We start from the raw sequence: 15,979 nt of genomic DNA, 5'->3' as shown, positions 1-15,979 counted from the left end.
CAGTCCTGTCCATGATCCTTTTGGTAGTCCATCAAGGGCTCGCCGAAGGGAGGGCGATCACGGCGCGGAAGGCGTTCCACGTGGTCGACATCGCAGAGATCCTGATGCATTGGCATGCCGGCCGTTCCGTCAGAGAGATCGCCAACAGCCTGGGCGTGTCACGTAACACCGTGGCCAGGTACTTGGCTCCGGCGATCGCCGAGGGCATCACGCCAAGCGACGAACCCCTTACCGCGGCGGAATGGGCCGAGTGGATCCACCTGTGGTTTCCCGCCCTGCGTGACACCAAGCTGCGCCGGACGACCTGGCCGCTGATCGAACAACACCGCGACTACATCACCGAGCAGATCGAACGCGGCGTCACGATCACCACCATCCACCAGCGACTGCGCGACGAACGCGGCCTGACCTGCTCGATCTCCGCGATGAGACGGTGGGTGCACGCCAATGTGCCTGAAGAGGTCTCCCGCTCGCGAGTGGTGGTGCTGCGGCTGGAACCGGCCCAGCCCGGCCAGGAAGCCCAGGTGGATTACGGGCGGCTGGGGGCGTGGGTCGATCCGGCCACCGGCCGCAAACACCAGGTGTGGGCCTTCGCCCTGGTGCTGTGTGCCAGCCGTCACCTGTTCGTCAAGCCGGTCATCACGATGGACCAGCACGCATGGTGCCAAGCTCACGTGGAAGCGTTCGAATTCTTCAAGGGTGTGCCCGCGCGGATCGTCCCGGACAACTTGAAGACCGGGGTCGAGCGCCCCGACCTCTACGACCCGAAGATCAACAAGTCGTACGGCGAACTCGGCGCGCACTACCAGCTCCTCATCGACCCGGCCCGCAGCGGCAAACCCCGCGATAAGGCGCGGATCGAACGGCCCATGCCCTACATCCGTGACAGCTTCTGGCGCGGACGAGAAGACAGCTTCGCCTCGGTGGCGGACATGGAGGCCGCGGCGCTGCACTGGTGCGAACAAGTCGCCGGGCAGCGCCAGTGCCGGCCGTTGGAGGGCGCCGCCCCGCTGACCGTCTTTCACACGGTCGAACAGCCCGCCCTGCGACCCCTGCCCCGCCATCCCTTCGAACTGTGTCGATGGTTTCGGGCGAAAGTCGGTCCCGACATCCACTGCAGCGTGGACAAGGTGCTGTATTCGGTGCCGTGGAAGTACGTCGGCAAGCACCTGTCGGTGCGGATGACGGTGAACCTGGTGCAGTTCTTCTACGACGGCGACCTGGTCAAGACCCATGTGCGCAAACCCCGCGGCAAGCAGACCGACCTGGCCGACTACCCGCCGGAGAAGATCGCCTTCCACATGCGCACCCCCGACTGGTGCCGCAAGCAGGCCGAACAGATCGGCCCGGCCTGCCTGGCGGTGATCGACGAACTCCTGGCCGACAACGCGCTCTACCACCTGCGCTCAGCCCAAGGGGTGCTGGCGATGGCCGACAAGCACAACCCCGAACGGCTGGAAGCCGCCTGCGCCAAGGCGCTGGCCGTGGGCGACCCCTCCCACCGCACCATCAAGGGAATCTTGGCCGCTGAAACCGATCAGGGCGACCAGGTCGCCCGCCATGCCGGTGACGGCGGCGCGGGCGCGTTCCTGCGCGGCCCGCAAGAGCTGTTCAACCACGACGCGGTCGCCCTGGACGCCTGGGACATCCCGGTCTCCTGACCCGCGACGAGCGGACACGGCGCCCTCGAATCCAGCCTGACCTTCATCGCGGCGGACTCAAGGGCGCCGAAAAACACCATCGAAAGGATACGGATCATGGCCACCCACATCGAGCTTGGCGCGCTGGACAAGGCTCTTCGCACGCTGCGACTCGGCGGCATGCTCGACACCCTCGACACCCGGCTCAGCCAAGCCCGCTCCGGCGACCTAGGACACATCGAATTCCTGCAGGTGTTGTGTGAGGACGAGATCTCCCGCCGGGAATCGGCCGCGATGGAGCGCCGCGAGCGTCGCGCACGCTTCGACGAGCCGGTCACCATGGAAGGCTTCGACTTCGCCGCCTCACCCAAGTTGCCCGCCGCTCAGCTACGCGATCTGGGAGCGCTGCGCTGGTTGCACGCCGGAGAGTCCGTGATCTTGTATGGCCCGGTCGGGGTCGGAAAGTCGCACATCGCCCAGTCTCTGGGCCAACTCGTCATCCGCCAGGGCATGGACGTCCGCTTCATCAAAACCTCCCGCGCGCTGGCTCACCTGGCAGGCGGGCACGCCGACCAGAGCTGGCGCAAACGCCTGGCCGAACTGACCAAACCCGCCCTGCTCATCCTGGATGACTGGGGCATGCGAGAACTCACCGCCGCCCAAGCCGACGACCTCTATGAACTGGTCTCCGAACGCTCCGGCAAGTCGATGATCCTCACCTCCAACCGGGCCCCGGAGGAGTGGTACAAGCTGTTTCCCAACCCGGTGGTCGGCGAGTCCCTCCTGGACCGGCTGATCAACACCAGCTACCGGATCTTCATGGACGGCCCGAGCTACCGCCCCAACAAACGTCCTGGCCAGAAACCCGCGGCGAACCGGGCCAAGAGCCGATCCTGAGGCACTTGCCAGCGCTTCCCAGAAGGACGGTCCCCCCGCCTCCACCTCAGCGTGCATTCCGCATCGCCATATCCGACACGCCAAGCACCGCCCGACGATCGCCCTGCGATGGCACCGCTCTGGACAGGGCTGGGGGCGATCGACGCCGCACGACCTCCTTCGTCGGCCGCACGGCAACGGTTTACCTTCTCATCCCTCCTGGCCAAGCCGAGGCAACCGAAGCCCCAAGCACAGCGCCGAACCATGAGAAATGCCGTCACAGCGGCAGATATTCGGCATCGACTCCGAACGGGCCGGTGACTACAGGTGGCTCAATTCCCTGATCGTTGCCCGGCTCAATTAGACGATCGCTGACACCGAGGTCGAGGAACTGCGTGATGCCCTGGCCGAGCATGAACCGGACGCCGCGCCCCAGGAGCAGGCGGTTGTAGGTCGCCACGTCGTAGATCTCGGGGATCACCTTGGCGATCTCCGCGACGAAGGCGCGGTCCACCTCGAAGTTGTCGTTGCCGCGCAGGACGACGTCGTAGGCCCTGGCGATGCTCGGCCTGGTCGTGTCGATCTCATCTGACGTGCCGGCCACGGGATGCCCTTCCTCGCGGGGGTCGATCAAACGATCATAGGGCGGCCGTGGCTTCTCCGCACGAGCGCGACCTTCGCCCACGGCGATCGCATCACCTGTCGAACTGGTGACGTGAAGCATGCGTTCTGTGCGGCAACCCCGCGCTCGACCTGACCTGCCCGCACCCGTCCGGCGTCGCGACGTCGTACGATTCCACTCGATCGAGGACGCCCGCGAGGCCGCGACACCTGAGGAAAAGGCGCGATGAAGGTTTTCATCCTCTGGCACGTTCACCACCTGGCGCGAGACGGCGAGGGGAACGTGGTGCATTTCGCCGACGGCGAGTTCGCGGCCCAGGAGGACGAGGGAGACGACGTCAAGCTGCTGGGCGTCTACTCCAGCGAAGAACGGGCCCGGCGTCGCATCGCCTCGGCGCGCGAGCTGCCGGGGTTCCGCGACGAGCCCGATTGCTTCTGGCACGGCGCGTACGAGATTGACGAAGACGCCTGGACCAGCGGGTATGCGAGTGAGGCTTGATTCGTTCCAAACCGGCCCCTCGTGCGGGCGCGCGGTCGGCGCTGACCTGCACTATCGTGGGGCTGAGTCCGGCACACTGATCCTGTGCCGGACTCAGCTCACGACCGCGGGCCGATCGCCCGGCGGATCGTCTAGCTCTTGCTCCAGATCGACGCGATGACGCCGTCCTCGGCGCTCAGGATCTGCGGCCGGTAGCCCAGCGCCTTGAGCTGTGCCGACTTGACCGTGTAGGTCAGCTTCGACAGGCTCAGGTACTCCTTCAGCCCGGTCGTGCTGCCCTTGCTCCACACGGTGGTGTAGAGCTTGCCGGGCCCGACGGCCATGAGAACCGGGCGCAGGCCCTGCTTCGTCTTCGCCAGCAGCTCCGCCCCGCGCTGCTCGACGGTCTGGCCGAGGGTCACCTGGAGGGTGCCCGCGGCGGCGCCCGCCACCCAGACGGCCGCGTACAGGGGCCTCTCGACCGTGCCGTACACGTCCAGCGAGGCGATGCTGAAGCCGGCGGCGGTGAGCTCGGCGTTGACCTTCGCGAAGGTCTCCTTGCTCATGCTGAGCTGGGACTTGGCCAGCTGCGTGGTCTTCTCGAAGACCACGCCGAAGACCGCGCTCGCGCCCGTGCCGGTGCCGGTGATCAGCTTGGGCTGGAAGCCCGACTTCACCTGCTCCTGGATGCGGGCAGGCAGGTCGGTGGCCGACAGGCCCTGCAGGACGTTCACCTTGCGGGTGGTGTCCTTGATCCACAACGACGTGTACTGCGGGTTCGCCGCGTTCGTCACGTTCAACGCCGAGGGCACGTAGCCCTTGCCCAGCAGGTCCTTGACCCGTTGCAGCAGCGCGGTGCCGCTGAGCGCGTCAAGGGAGAGCCAGTCCAGAGCCTGGGTCTGTACGGCCTGGGTGGTCGTGGCCGACTGGGCCATCGCCGGGGGCGTGAGGGCCAGCAGGGGTGCCGTGGCAGCCGCCACAGCCGCGGTCAGGGCAATCGCCCTCTTCGTGCTCCTCATGTTCCTCCTAGGGAAGTAAAGGTCATCCCAATTGCGGACAAGACGGGACCATAACAGAGCATGAGTGCGAGGCAACCTACCGTTACCGTGATCGTGACAAGGCTGTGTCAAAACTCACCACACCCGAGGATGACTCACCTTAAGTGGAGCGGTCCGGACGCGACCTCGGGGCCGCGCCGGGTCATCTCCGGGGGAGCGAGCGGCCGACCGCCTCCCGCCAGGCGGCCCTTCTGGCGTCGCGATCGTCCGAGGCGACCGCCGGCCGGAACGTGTCCGCCGGGCGCGGCCGGTCCTCCAGGCCCTCGCGGGTCCACAGGCCCGCCGCGAGCCCGGCGGCGCAGGCCGCGCCCAGGCAGGACAGATCGTGCTCGCCCGACCTGGCCACGGCGCGGCCGCTGAGGTCGGACTGGAGGCGCATCATCCGGTCGCTACGGGTCAGGCCGCCGTCGGCCAGCAGCACCTCCACCGGGCCCGCCACCCGTTCGACGGCCTCGACCACGTCCTCGACCTGGAACGCGACCGCCTCCAGCGCGGCGGCGACCAGCTGGGTCCTGCGGGTGCCCAGCGTCAGGCCGGTGAGCAGGGCCTGGGCCTCCGGCTCCCACCAGGGGGCCCCGAGCCCGCCGAACGCGGGCACGAATCGCACCCCTTCCGGCGCGTCGTCGTCGCAGGCGTCCAGCTCGGCCAGCAGCGCGTCGGGCGTGGTGCGGAACAGCTCGGCGAGCCAGATCAGGGTGCGGCCGGTCGCGCGGATGTTGCCCTCCGCCGCCGGCACCGGCCCGTCGCCGACGTCCCACGCCACGCTCCGGCACAGCCCGTCCGCCTGGCCGACGTCCCACGCCTCAGCCGGGCCCGGCCCCATAGTCCGGCCTGAGGTCCCGATGGACCGGCCGGGGGCCCCGATGGTCTGGCTTGCGGTCCCGAGGGTCTGGCCGGGGGCTCCGATGGTCCCGGCCGGAGTGCCGATGGCCATCACCGAGGAGCCGGTTCCGTACGTCACCTTGACCACGCCCGGCCGCCACCCGCAGTGCGCGAACATGGCGGCGTGCGAGTCGCCCAGCACCGCCAGCACCGGCACCCCGTCCGGCAGCGGCGGCAGGCCGCGGGCGGCGGGGAAGGGCCCGCACGAGGGCACCACCCGGGGCAGCACCGCGCGCGGGATCCCGAACAACGCGAGCAGCCGCTCGTCCCAGTCGCCCGTGGAGACGTCCATGAGCTGGGTGCGCGACGCGTTGCCGATCTCGACGACGTGCTCGCCACCGAACCGGCTGAGCAGCCACGAGTCGACGGTGCCCAGGCACAGCTCCCCGGCGAGGGAGCGCCGCCGGTCCGGGTCGCAGGCGTCCAGCAGCCAGCTCCCCTTCAGCGCCGAGAACATCGGGTCCAGCGGCATCCCGCTGACGGCCCTGACCAGGTCGCCCGCGCCCTCGGCGGCCAGCTCGGCGCAGTCGGCCGCGGTCCGCTGGTCCTGCCAGCTCACCAGGGGCCGCACCGGCCGTCCGGTGTCGCGCTCCCACAGCACGAGCGACTCGCGCTGCGTGCTGAACGCCACCCCGGCGACCCGCCCGGCCAGTGCCGGGTCCACGCAGGCGGCGACGGCCCGGCGCACGCTCTCCCACAGCTCGTCCGGCGACTGCTCCACCCAGCCGGGCCGTGGATGGCTCTCGGTCAGCGGCGCCGAGCCGCGCGCGACGACCGCGCCGCGGCCGTCCACCAGCAGGGCCTTCGTCGAGCTCGTCCCCTGGTCGACGGCCAGGATCAGCGGGCCGCTAGCCATGGCCGAGCAGATCGCGTACGGCCGCCGCGATGCCGTCGGCGGACAGCCCGAAATGGTCGAGCAGGAACTCGTTGTCGCCCGTGGGGGCGAACACCCGGGGCACGCCGAGTATCCGCATCGGCCCGGGATGCCGGGAGACGACCGCGGCGGCCACGGCCGCGCCCAGGCCGCCGCTGGTGGTGGCCTCCTCGGCGGTGACGATGCCGCGCGTCTGCCTGGCCGCCGCCACGACCGCCTCCTCGTCCAGCGGGTCGAGGAAGGGCATGTTGAGCACCCGTACGGACACGCCCTCGTCCTGCAGCAGGTCGGCGGCCAGCAGCGCCCGCGAGGTGAGCGAGCCGATCGCGATCACGGTGACGTCGTCGCCGTCGCGCATGACCACCGCCCGCCCGGGGCCGAACGGCGCGTCGGCGGGCGTCACCTCGGGCACCTTGAAGCGGGGGATGCGCAGGTAGGAGGGACGGTTCGAGGTGGCGGCCCAGCGGACGGCCGCGCGGGTCTGCACGGGGTCGCACGGGACTATGACGTCGAGCCCGGCGATCGCCCGCACCCACGACAGGTCCTCGATGGAGTGGTGGGTGGGGCCCAGCTCGCCGTAGGCCATGCCGGGGCTCTGGCCGCACAGCACGACGTGCGCCTCGCTGTAGGCCACGTCGGTCTTGATCTGCTCCAGCGCCCGCCCGGTCAGGAACGGCGCGGCGGCGCACACGTACGGGATCTTGCCGGCGTTGGCGAGACCGGCGGCGATGCCGACCATGTCCTGCTCCGCGATGCCCACGTTGAACAGCCGATGCGGGAACTCCGCACGGAAGCCCGCCAGGTTGCTGGAGCCGACGGAGTCGTTGCAGACCGCCACGACCCGCTCGTCCTGCCTGGCCAGGGCGATGAGCTCGCCGGCGAACGCCTGCCGGCAGTCGAACGTGGCCTGCTCCTCCGTCACCGTCATCCGGCCAGCTCCGCGAGCGCTGCCTGAACCTGCGCGGGATCGGGCACCTTGTGGTGCCATTCGACCCGGTCCTCCATGAAGGACACGCCTTTCCCCTTGATGGTGTTCGCGATGACGGCGACGGGCCTGCCGGTCGCCGAGCCGCGCAACGCCTGGCGCAGCGCGAGGTGGTCGTGGCCGTCGATCTCGCGGACCTCCCAGCCGAAGCTGTGCCACTTGCCGGCCAGGGAGTCGAGCCGGTTGGTGTCCTCGGTCCGCGCCCCCTGCTGGAGCCGGTTGCGGTCCACGACGGCCGTCAGGCCCGCCAGCTCGTGGTGCGCCGCCGCCATGGCGGCCTCCCAGTTGCTGCCCTCCTGTAATTCGCCGTCCCCGAGGACGACGAACGTCCGCCACGGCGCGCCGTCCAGCCTGGCGGCCAGCGCGCAGCCCGTCGCGACGGGCAGCCCGTGGCCGAGCGCGCCGGTGTTGGTCTCGACGCCGGGCACCTTGACCTTGTTGGGGTGGCCGTTCAACGCCGACAGCGGCGCCATGAACGTCTCCAGCTCGGCGGGCGCGAAGAAGCCGCAGTGGGCGAGCGTGGAGTAGAGCGCCGCCGCGCAGTGGCCCTTGCTGAGGACGAAACGGTCGCGATGCGCCCAGCGCGGACGCTCGGGATCGATGGACATGACGCCGTAGAAGCAGGTCACGAGGATGTCGGTGACGGACAGGTCGCCGCCGATGTGGCCGATCCCGGCCCGGTCGATCATCGTGACGATGCTCCTGCGCACGTCGGTGGCGATCCGGCCGAGCGCGGCGGCGGCCTGCGGCGCGGTGCCCTCGCGGATGCGCTCGGCGGTCTCCCGGTACGCGGCCGCCGCGACCGGGTCGGCGGGCAGCAACGCCATCATTCCTCGCCCATGACCGCGAACAGGGCCTTCTGTGCGATCCGCTGCGCGCCCAGCGCGTCCTGGGCCCGCTGGGCGGCTTCGAGCGCCTGCCGGTCCACCAGGCCGAGCGCGCGATGGATGGCCTTCATCACCCGGATCCCCGCGCGGGCCGCCTCGACCGAGTCCTCGCGGAACGGGAACTGGTCGAGCTGCCAGACGCCGTCCCAGCCGGCGTCGGTGAGCGCGTGGAAGAACTCGAACGTCTCGGTCAGGTGCACCGAGCCGACGACCATGTCGTCGTCCCAGCCCCGGTAGTTGTCGTTGACGTCGATGGCGAACAGCCGGCCGCGCGAGATCGCCAGCCGGGCGGCGTCGGCGGGGGATTCGCCGCCGTACAGGGAGTGCCCGAAGTCGAGCAGCACGCCGACGTTGGGCAGGCCGATCTCCTCGATGCCGAGCAGCGTCTTGGCCATGGAGGAGAACACCATGCGATTGCGCGGCTCGCGCGGCTTGTACTCGATCGCGAAACGCAGGTCGGGGAAGGACGTCGCCAGCTCGCGCACCGCGTCCAGCGACCACCGCCACAGCTCGCCGTGGTCGGCCTGGAACGGGTAGTCCCAGCCGTCCTGCCCCGGCCACAGCTTCACGTAGTCGCAGCCGAGCCGCCTGGCCGCCTCGGCCCCCTCCGCGACCAGCGCGACCGCCGCGCGGCGCACCTCCGGGTCGGGGTTGGTGAACGCGCCACGGGAGAAACGCCTGGTGTAGATCTCGGGCGTGACCGCGATGGCGCGCAGGCTCTGGCTCTTGAGCGCGGCGGCCACCTCGTCCACGGTCAGGCCGGGCGGGTCGAAGGGGTAGGTCATGTCGACCACGGACAACTCGCCGACCTGGCCGGCTCGCTCGATGGCCTGCGGCGTCGTCACGGGCGGGCCGTATCCGTCGGTGGCATAGCGATCCACGTACCGGCCGAAGTGCCAGATGCCGGCGCCGAACTGCGGGTACTGAATATCTATTCCACTCTGATTAGCCATACTTAGAAGTTAAGTCCCCCTCGTGCGCCTGTCAATGAGGTGTTCGCGTCTTCGGAATTCACTTTGAGCGCGGGCTTTACGCCACCCAGTTCTGTACGGCCGGAGCGTATTCCGCGGGTTTGTCGCCGACCTTGACACCCGGGTTGACCAGCCAGCTCTGATAGCCGGGCGTGAACATCCGATAGACGGACACGGGCGGCACCGCGCTGGCCTCGTCGAGCTGGGCCCGCAGCTCGGCCGGCAGCTCGAAGTCGAGGGCGCCCAGATTGGCGTCGAGCTGCCGCACACTGCTCGCCCCGGCGATCGCCGCGGCGATCCCGGGCTGGGTCGCGACCCAGTTCAGCGCGACCTGGGCCATCGTCACGCCGAGCTTGCCCGCGACGCCTTCGAGCGCCGCCAGCAGCCGCCATTCGCGCTCGCTCCACGAGCTCCCGGACGGGCTGCCCGCGTCGCTGAGCCGCCCTTCGCCGCTGAGGCCCTGGTCGGAGGGCCGGTACTTGCCGGTGAGGAAGCCGCCACCGAGCGGGCTCCACGCCGTGATGCCGAGCCCCAGGGTCTGTCCCATGGCGACGTGCTCCTGCTCGATCGCCCGGTCGATGAGCGAGTACGGCAGTTGCAGGCTGACCGCGGGTGCGAGGGCGTGGGCCTCGGCGTGGGTCTGGGCCCTGGCGGCGTACCAGCTGGGCACGTCGGACAGGCCCGCGTAGCGGATCTTGCCGGCGGTGGTGAGGTCGTCGAACGTCCGCATGACCTCCTCGACGGGCGTGATCCGGTCCCAGGTGTGCAGCATGAACAGGTCGATGTAGTCGGTGCGCAGGCGGCGCAGTGACGCCTCGACCGCTCTGATCATGTGCTTGCGGCCGTTGCCTCCCGCGTTCGGATCTCCAGGGGCGACGCTGTTGGTGAATTTGGTGGTGAGCACCACTTTGTCGCGTACGTTCGCCTCCGCGATGAGGGTGCCGAGGATGCGCTCGCTCTCGCCGGCGGTGTAGAAATCCGCGGTGTCGATGAAGTTCCCGCCTGCTTCCAGGTAGCGGCGGAAGATTTGCCGGGATTCGTCCTCGGTCTTGCCGTAGGCGGCGTGGAAGCCGCCGGTGCCGAAGTTCATCGTGCCCAGTGCCAATCGGCTGACGCGCAGGCCGGAGCGTCCGAGCAAGTAATAGCGGTCCAGGGACATGAGGGTGCCACTCCGTTCTGAAAGGGATTCGCCATTCAGCTTGCGGAGGGAAAAATGGACTGTCAAGTCCAAAAATGTCCTGGCGCCACCTCGGGCTGGGGGGCCGTCCGGGCCGCCGCCTGAGGCCGACTTATGGCCTGGTGGCGCGGAGGTGGGCGATGCCCATGTCCAGGGCGGCCTCCAGATGCGTCGTCCGGCCGGTGGACATCTGGATGAGCACGCCGCCCTGGATGCCGGCGAGCAGGGCGGCTGCCGCGTGGTCGGGGTCGAGGCCCGGATCGATCTCGCCGGCGCCCTGCATGTGCCGCACCCCGGCCGCGATCTCGGCCTGCCAGCTGCGCAGCAGCTCGGTGACCACGGCCTGGGCGGCGGGCGTGCTGTCACCGAGCTGCGACATGACGGAGTTGAGCGGGCACAGGCGGCCCTGGCTGCGATAGCGCTCGACGACCCGGTCGCGCCACCGCAGCCAGGCGGGCCAGGACGTGAGGTCGCCGAGCTGGGGCCGCTGGTCCTCCAGCACGCGGTCGGCCTCCAGCCGGGCCACGGCCAGCAGCAGCTCCTCCCGGCCGCCGGGGAAGTAGTGGAACAGCTGGCTCTTGCTCGTCGCCGTCCTGGCCAGCACGTCGTCGAGGGTCGTGGCGGCCACGCCGTGCTCGCGGATGTGCAGGGCCGCGCCTTCGAGGATGCGCTGCCGCGTCGCGGCTCCCTTGCGGGTCAACGTAGGCATGACCACCCCCCCAGATTGAACCGTACGGTCCACTCTAGCCCGCCCCGCGAACGTCAGCGCTTGAATGCGGCCGCGTGCTCCTGGGCCCAGGCGGCGAACGTGCGGGCGGGCCGCCCGATCAGCCGCTCGACGTCAGGGGTGAGCTCGGCCGGCACGCCGTCGTTCGACTCCTGCCAGTCCAGCAGCGCGTCCGCGATGGGCCCGGGGACGTAGTCGGCCATCTCCGCCTTCCACTCCTCCCGGGAGACGTGCCTGATGGCGATGTCCTGGCCGATCGCCTGGCTGAGGAGGTCGATCTGCCCGGCGCACGTGATCGACTCGGGCCCGGTCAGCGTGTACGCCCGCCCGCCCAGCGCGGGGTCGGTGAGGACGGCGGCGGCCACCTCGGCGAGGTCGGCCTCGTGCACGGGATCGGCGTACGACCCCGGGTACGGCAGGCTCACCGGCTCGCCCGCCTTGATGGGCCAGGCCCAGGCCAGGGCGTTGCCGGCGAACGCGCCAGGGCGCAGCAGCGTGCTCAGGAAGGGCGCGGCGGCCAGGGCGCGTTCGACGTCGAGGTGGGATTTGGCCAGCGGGCTGGCGTCGGCGTCCGGTGCGAGCACGGAGGACGACGAGAGCAGCACGACGTGCTCCACGCCGGCGGCGACGGCCTCCTTCACGAAGGCGTCGATGTGGGCCGGCTCGGCGTACAGGAAGACCGAGCCGACGCCCGCCAGGACGCCGGGGAAGGTGGCGGGGTCGGTCAGGTCGCAGGTGGCGATCGACGGGTCGCTCGGACGGCTCGAAGCCGGGCGCACCGGCAGGCCGCGCCTGCGCAGGAGGTCGATGAGCTCGGTGGCCACGGCGCCGCGGGCGCCGGTGACGAGGATGGTCATGTCGGGGAATGCCTTTCTGATGGGTGGGTCAGGAGGAGTGGCGCGGCTGCGCCTTGCGGGGGAGCAGGCGCACCAGCGCGCAGCAGGCGAGGATGGCGGCGATCACGACGAGCAGGCTGCGCGTGGCGGGCCCCGCTGGGTCGGCGGCGATCACAGCGGGCAGGCTGCGCGTGGCGGCGGCGGTCCCGCCGCCGTCGCTCGCGTGGAAGTAGACGGTGGTCACGGCGGCGGCGCCGACGGCGTTCGCGAGCTGCTGGATCGCGGTCAGCGACCCGCTGGCGCTGCCGGCCTGGCGCGGGTCGACGTCGCCCAGCGTGACGTCGAAGACGGTGCCGAAGCAGGCGCCCATGCCCAGCCCGATGATCAGGGCTGGCGGTACGAGCGCCCAGACGCCGTGCGGGTCGTTCGTGGCGACGAACAGCAGCAGCCCGGTGCCGGCCAGCGTGGTGAGCAGGCCGATGAGGATCAGGTCCCGGCCGAGCTTGGCGATGAGCCGGTGGCAGGCCACCGAGGCGATGACGATGCCCATCGCCAGCGGCGCCAGGCCCAGGGCCGCCTGCATGGGGGTGAACCGCAGGCCGTACTGCATGAGCAGCGACATCACGTACAGCAGGCCGGACACGGCGGCGAAGAAGACCACGCCGAGCACGAGCCCGGCGGTGAATCCGCGGTTGCGCAGCAGCGACGGCTCGATGAGCGGGTTCGCGGCGGTGCGCTGGCGGACCCAGAACAGGCCGGCGAACACCACGCCGCCCGCCAGGCACAGGTAGGCGAGGAGCCCCCACCCGTGGGCGGAGCCGTCGATCAGCCCGTACAGGAGGCCCGCCATGGCCAGCCCGAGCAGCCCGGCGCCGATCCCGTCCACCTGCACCTCGGTCTCGGTGGGGGAGGGGCGGTCGGCGGGCAGGAGTCGCGCGGCGGCGAGGAACGCCGCGCCGCCGAGCACGATGTTGATCAGGAACATGGCCCGCCACCCCAGCCCCAGCACATCGGCCTGGATGAGGAACCCGGCCAGCACGGGCCCGCCCACGGACGACGCGCCGAGCGCCGGGGCGAAGACGCTGAACGCCTTGCCGAGCTGGTCACGCGGGAAGACCGCGCCCAGGATGCCGAACCCCTGCGGGATCATCAGCGCCCCGAACGTCCCCTGCACGATCCGAGCCGCGATCAGCGTGCCAGGGTCGCCCGCCAGCCCGCAGGCGACGGATGCGATCGTGAAGCCGCCGACGCCGATCAGGAAGAGCCGGCGCCGCCCGTACTTGTCGCCGAGCCGTCCCGCGGGGACCAGCAGGATGCCGAGCGCCAGCGCGTATCCGGCGCCGAGCCACTGGATGAGGGCTTCGCCGCCGCCGAGGTCGGCCGCGATGACCGGCGCGGCGAGGTTGGTGATCGTGGCGTCGAGCAGGTCGAGCACGGCGGCGGCGAGGATGACGGCCAGGACGGCCCAGGGCCGGCGGTCTTGGAGCGGTGCGGCGCGGATGGTCGAGCGCATGCGGTGCCCTTTCCAGATACGATGAGAGCGTGACGCAAAGAGTGCGCCACGCAAAGATTGTGTGACGCAAGTAAATGTGAAGTATGGGGCTGCCTGTGTCAAATCGAGCGGCGACGCTGAAGCGGATCATGGACGAGAGCCAGCGGCACTACGCGGCGTACGTGCTGTTCAACCAGGCGATGGCCGACCGGCTGGGCATCCACTCCACCGACCTGCAGTGCGTGGCGCTGCTGGAGCTGGAGTCGGAGCCGGTGAGCACCGGCGAGCTCGCCCGGCTGACCGGCCTGACGCCCGGATCCGCCACCCGCCTGGTCGATCGGCTGGAGAAGGCGGGCCTGGTGGTGCGGCAGGCGGACCCCGGCGACCGCAGGCGGGCCCTGGTCGCCCTGGCGCCCGCGGCCCGGGAGCGGATCAGCGCGGCCTGGGAGCTGCCGGGCCGGGCGTTCGGCGCGGCGCTGGAGAAGTACGGTGACGCGGAGCTGGCCGTCATCGCCGACTACCTGAACCGGGCCGCCGAAGTGGGCCGCGCCCAGGCGGAGCGCCTCACCGGGGAGGGCTGACAGGCCGGGACCGCCCATCGGGAGGCGGCTGCTAGGGTGTGAAAGGCTGACGTGACAGATGGCTAGGAGACCAGACGTGGCAGGTGACGACGACATCTCCGGGTGAGACCGGAGGTTGATCGGCCCCGGCAGGCGCATGTGACCGCCGCCGTTGTGGCCTGGTCGTCGTACCCCGAATCCCTGTCCCCTTTCCCGGGCGGCTTCGGCGCGCCCCGGATCACGTACGTTCGAGGTCTCTCGCATGTCCGATGCGTTCATCATCTGTTCCGACCTGTCCTTTTCCTGGCCTGACGACACGCCTGTCTTCAGCGACCTCTCCTTCACCGTGGGCGGCGGCCGTACGGGCCTGGTCGCCCCGAACGGCGCGGGCAAGAGCACGCTGCTCAAGCTGATCGCCGGCGAATACCGGCCCGGCGGCGGCAGCGTGTCCGTCAACGGGGTGCTCGGCTACCTGCCGCAGAGCCTGCCGCTCACCGGCGACCTGACCGTGGCCGAGGTTCTGGGCATCGCGCCCGTGATCGCCGCGCTGGACGCCATCGAGTCGGGGGACGCGAGCGAGGAGCACTTCACCACGATCGGCAACGACTGGGACATCGAGGAGCGCACCCGCGCCCAGCTCGACCGGCTCGGGCTCGGCGACCTCGCGTTCGCGCGCCCGCTGCGCACGCTGAGCGGCGGCCAGGTCGTGTCGCTCGGCCTGGCCGCGCAGCTGCTCAAGCGGCCCGACGTCCTGCTGCTCGACGAGCCGACGAACAACCTCGACCTCGACGCGCGCCGCCGGCTCTACGACGTGCTCGGCGACTGGGGCGGCTGCCTGCTGCTGGTCAGCCACGACCGCGCGCTGCTCGACCGCATGGACCGCATCGCCGAGCTGGAGCGGGGCGAGCTCCGTTTCTACGGCGGCGACTTCACGGCGTACGAGGAGGCCGTACGCACGGAGCAGGAGGCCGCCGAGCGGACCGTGCGCAGCGCCGAGCAGGAGCTCAAGCGGGAGAAGCGGGAGATGCAGCAGGCCCGCGAGCGGGCTGAGCGCCGGGCGAGCAACGCCGCCCGCAACCTCAAGAGCGCCGGCCTGCCGCGCATCTTCGCCGGGAACATGAAGCGCGGCGCCCAGGAGTCGGCCGGGCGGGCGAACCAGACGCACGCCTCGCGCGTCGGCGACGCCAAGGCTCGGCTCGACGAGGCCGGGCGCGCCCTGCGCGACGACCAGAGGATCACGCTGCACCTGCCGGGGACCGGTGTCCCCGCCGGGCGCACGGTCTTTCTCGGCGAGGGACTGCAGGCCCGCGGCCTGTTCGCCGAGCCGGGCATCGACCTGACGATCCGCGGGCCCGAGCGCATCGCGCTGACCGGCCCCAACGGTGTGGGCAAATCGACGCTGCTCCGCCTGATCAGCGGCGAGCTGGACCCGGACGGCGGCACCATCAGACGCGCCGACGGCCGGGTGGCCTACCTGTCGCAGCGGCTCGACCTGCTCGACGTCGAGCGGACCGTGGCGGAGAACCTGGCCGCGTTCGCTCCCGGCATGCTCGAAGCGGAGCGGATGAACCTGCTGGCCCGGTTCCTGTTCCGGGGCCAGCGGGCGCACCTGCCGGTCGGGGTGCTGTCGGGCGGCGAACGGCTGCGCGCCACGCTGGCCTGCGTGCTGTGCGCGGAGCCGGCGCCCCAGCTCCTGCTGCTCGACGAGCCGACGAACAACCTCGATCTGGTCAGCGTCGGGCAGCTGGAGAGCGCGCTCGGCGCGTACGAGGGGGCGTTCGTGGTGGTCAGCCACGACGAGCGGTTCCTCGCGGAGATCAAGGTGGAGCGCTGGCTGGAGCTGTCCGGCGGGCGGCTGCTGGAGACCGGAGGGCCCGCGGGTGAGTGACGCGCTGCTCGCCCGCGACCTCGTAAG

The 15,979-nt window shown here is 70.7% G+C and carries 15 protein-coding genes; 5 read left to right on the top strand and 10 right to left on the bottom strand.

Going from position 1 to position 15,979, the window contains the following annotated elements; translation table 11 throughout:
• Nucleotides 1–80: 80 nt before the first annotated feature.
• Entirely contained in the window at nt 81–1,661 is a 1,581-nt protein-coding gene (istA, locus tag ABEA43_RS43195; RefSeq protein WP_345571669.1) for an IS21 family transposase, read from the top strand.
• Between the two features lie 96 nt (nt 1,662–1,757).
• Entirely contained in the window at nt 1,758–2,537 is a 780-nt protein-coding gene (gene istB, locus ABEA43_RS43190; RefSeq protein WP_345571500.1) for an IS21-like element helper ATPase IstB, read from the top strand.
• A gap of 256 nt (nt 2,538–2,793) precedes the next feature.
• On the opposite strand, the gene ABEA43_RS43185 is transcribed toward istB, so the two are convergent.
• Nucleotides 2,794–3,240: an SAM-dependent methyltransferase gene (locus ABEA43_RS43185; RefSeq protein WP_345571499.1), complete on the bottom strand. Its 447-nt coding sequence runs from the start codon at nt 3,238–3,240 to the stop codon at nt 2,794–2,796.
• Nucleotides 3,241–3,363: 123 nt separating this feature from the next.
• Here ABEA43_RS43185 and ABEA43_RS43180 point away from each other — a divergent pair, with 123 nt between their 5' ends.
• Nucleotides 3,364–3,636: a DUF7336 domain-containing protein gene (locus ABEA43_RS43180; protein ID WP_345571498.1), complete on the top strand. Its 273-nt coding sequence runs from the start codon at nt 3,364–3,366 to the stop codon at nt 3,634–3,636.
• A 131-nt stretch (nt 3,637–3,767) separates the two neighbouring features.
• Here the strand turns inward: ABEA43_RS43180 and ABEA43_RS43175 are convergent, their stop codons facing one another.
• The 9 genes from ABEA43_RS43175 to ABEA43_RS43135 all read right to left on the bottom strand — a co-directional run bounded on the left by ABEA43_RS43175 (nt 3,768) and on the right by ABEA43_RS43135 (nt 13,525).
• Entirely contained in the window at nt 3,768–4,634 is an 867-nt protein-coding gene (locus ABEA43_RS43175) for a hypothetical protein (RefSeq protein WP_345571497.1), read from the bottom strand.
• A 181-nt stretch (nt 4,635–4,815) separates the two neighbouring features.
• On the bottom strand, nt 4,816–6,411 hold the full coding sequence (locus tag ABEA43_RS43170) for an FGGY family carbohydrate kinase (RefSeq protein WP_345571496.1): 1,596 nt from the start codon (nt 6,409–6,411) through the stop codon (nt 4,816–4,818).
• Nucleotides 6,404–7,357 (bottom strand): transketolase family protein, encoded by a 954-nt coding sequence (locus ABEA43_RS43165; RefSeq protein WP_345571495.1) that lies wholly within the window; start codon nt 7,355–7,357, stop codon nt 6,404–6,406. The genes ABEA43_RS43170 and ABEA43_RS43165 overlap by 8 nt, the downstream gene beginning before the upstream one ends.
• Complete coding sequence (locus ABEA43_RS43160) at nt 7,354–8,244, bottom strand: transketolase (RefSeq protein WP_345571494.1); 891 nt, start codon at nt 8,242–8,244, stop codon at nt 7,354–7,356. Before ABEA43_RS43160 ends, ABEA43_RS43165 begins: the two co-directional genes overlap by 4 nt.
• On the bottom strand, nt 8,241–9,254 hold the full coding sequence (locus ABEA43_RS43155; protein WP_345571493.1) for a TIM barrel protein: 1,014 nt from the start codon (nt 9,252–9,254) through the stop codon (nt 8,241–8,243). The genes ABEA43_RS43160 and ABEA43_RS43155 overlap by 4 nt, the downstream gene beginning before the upstream one ends.
• A 76-nt stretch (nt 9,255–9,330) precedes the next feature.
• Nucleotides 9,331–10,431: an aldo/keto reductase gene (locus tag ABEA43_RS43150; RefSeq protein ID WP_345571492.1), complete on the bottom strand. Its 1,101-nt coding sequence runs from the start codon at nt 10,429–10,431 to the stop codon at nt 9,331–9,333.
• 130 nt (nt 10,432–10,561) lie between these two features.
• The gene (locus ABEA43_RS43145) at nt 10,562–11,158 is read right to left on the bottom strand and encodes a TetR/AcrR family transcriptional regulator (protein ID WP_345571491.1); all 597 of its coding nucleotides are present in this window, start codon (nt 11,156–11,158) and stop codon (nt 10,562–10,564) included.
• A 53-nt stretch (nt 11,159–11,211) separates the two neighbouring features.
• Nucleotides 11,212–12,033: an NAD(P)H-binding protein gene (locus ABEA43_RS43140; protein ID WP_345571489.1), complete on the bottom strand. Its 822-nt coding sequence runs from the start codon at nt 12,031–12,033 to the stop codon at nt 11,212–11,214.
• 28 nt (nt 12,034–12,061) lie between these two features.
• Entirely contained in the window at nt 12,062–13,525 is a 1,464-nt protein-coding gene (locus ABEA43_RS43135; RefSeq protein WP_345571487.1) for an MFS transporter, read from the bottom strand.
• Between the two features lie 95 nt (nt 13,526–13,620).
• On the opposite strand from ABEA43_RS43135, the gene ABEA43_RS43130 reads away from it, so the two are divergent.
• Together ABEA43_RS43130 and ABEA43_RS43125 are read left to right on the top strand one after the other, a co-directional pair.
• Nucleotides 13,621–14,085 (top strand): MarR family winged helix-turn-helix transcriptional regulator, encoded by a 465-nt coding sequence (locus tag ABEA43_RS43130; RefSeq protein ID WP_345571485.1) that lies wholly within the window; start codon nt 13,621–13,623, stop codon nt 14,083–14,085.
• A gap of 241 nt (nt 14,086–14,326) precedes the next feature.
• Nucleotides 14,327–15,952 (top strand): ABC-F family ATP-binding cassette domain-containing protein, encoded by a 1,626-nt coding sequence (locus ABEA43_RS43125; RefSeq protein ID WP_345571483.1) that lies wholly within the window; start codon nt 14,327–14,329, stop codon nt 15,950–15,952.
• The last annotated feature ends 27 nt before the right edge of the window (nt 15,953–15,979 follow it).

Source organism: Nonomuraea rosea (assembly GCF_039539705.1).
Taxonomy (GTDB): Bacteria; Actinomycetota; Actinomycetes; order Streptosporangiales; family Streptosporangiaceae; genus Nonomuraea; species Nonomuraea rosea.
This window is presented reverse-complemented; position numbering and strand designations above follow the sequence as displayed.

Excerpts from the sequence above, each read along its gene's own strand:
- istB (WP_345571500.1), top strand. The coding sequence starts at position 1,758 with ATGGCCACCCACATCGAGCTTGGCGCGCTGGACAAGGCTCTTCGCACG.
- ABEA43_RS43185 (WP_345571499.1), bottom strand. The coding sequence starts at position 3,240 with ATGCTTCACGTCACCAGTTCGACAGGTGATGCGATCGCCGTGGGCGAA.
- ABEA43_RS43180 (WP_345571498.1), top strand. The coding sequence starts at position 3,364 with ATGAAGGTTTTCATCCTCTGGCACGTTCACCACCTGGCGCGAGACGGC.
- ABEA43_RS43175 (WP_345571497.1), bottom strand. The coding sequence starts at position 4,634 with ATGAGGAGCACGAAGAGGGCGATTGCCCTGACCGCGGCTGTGGCGGCT.
- ABEA43_RS43170 (WP_345571496.1), bottom strand. The coding sequence starts at position 6,411 with ATGGCTAGCGGCCCGCTGATCCTGGCCGTCGACCAGGGGACGAGCTCG.
- ABEA43_RS43165 (WP_345571495.1), bottom strand. The coding sequence starts at position 7,357 with ATGACGGTGACGGAGGAGCAGGCCACGTTCGACTGCCGGCAGGCGTTC.
- ABEA43_RS43160 (WP_345571494.1), bottom strand. The coding sequence starts at position 8,244 with ATGATGGCGTTGCTGCCCGCCGACCCGGTCGCGGCGGCCGCGTACCGG.
- ABEA43_RS43155 (WP_345571493.1), bottom strand. The coding sequence starts at position 9,254 with ATGGCTAATCAGAGTGGAATAGATATTCAGTACCCGCAGTTCGGCGCC.
- ABEA43_RS43150 (WP_345571492.1), bottom strand. The coding sequence starts at position 10,431 with ATGTCCCTGGACCGCTATTACTTGCTCGGACGCTCCGGCCTGCGCGTC.
- ABEA43_RS43145 (WP_345571491.1), bottom strand. The coding sequence starts at position 11,158 with ATGCCTACGTTGACCCGCAAGGGAGCCGCGACGCGGCAGCGCATCCTC.
- ABEA43_RS43140 (WP_345571489.1), bottom strand. The coding sequence starts at position 12,033 with ATGACCATCCTCGTCACCGGCGCCCGCGGCGCCGTGGCCACCGAGCTC.
- ABEA43_RS43135 (WP_345571487.1), bottom strand. The coding sequence starts at position 13,525 with ATGCGCTCGACCATCCGCGCCGCACCGCTCCAAGACCGCCGGCCCTGG.
- ABEA43_RS43125 (WP_345571483.1), top strand. The coding sequence starts at position 14,327 with ATGTCCGATGCGTTCATCATCTGTTCCGACCTGTCCTTTTCCTGGCCT.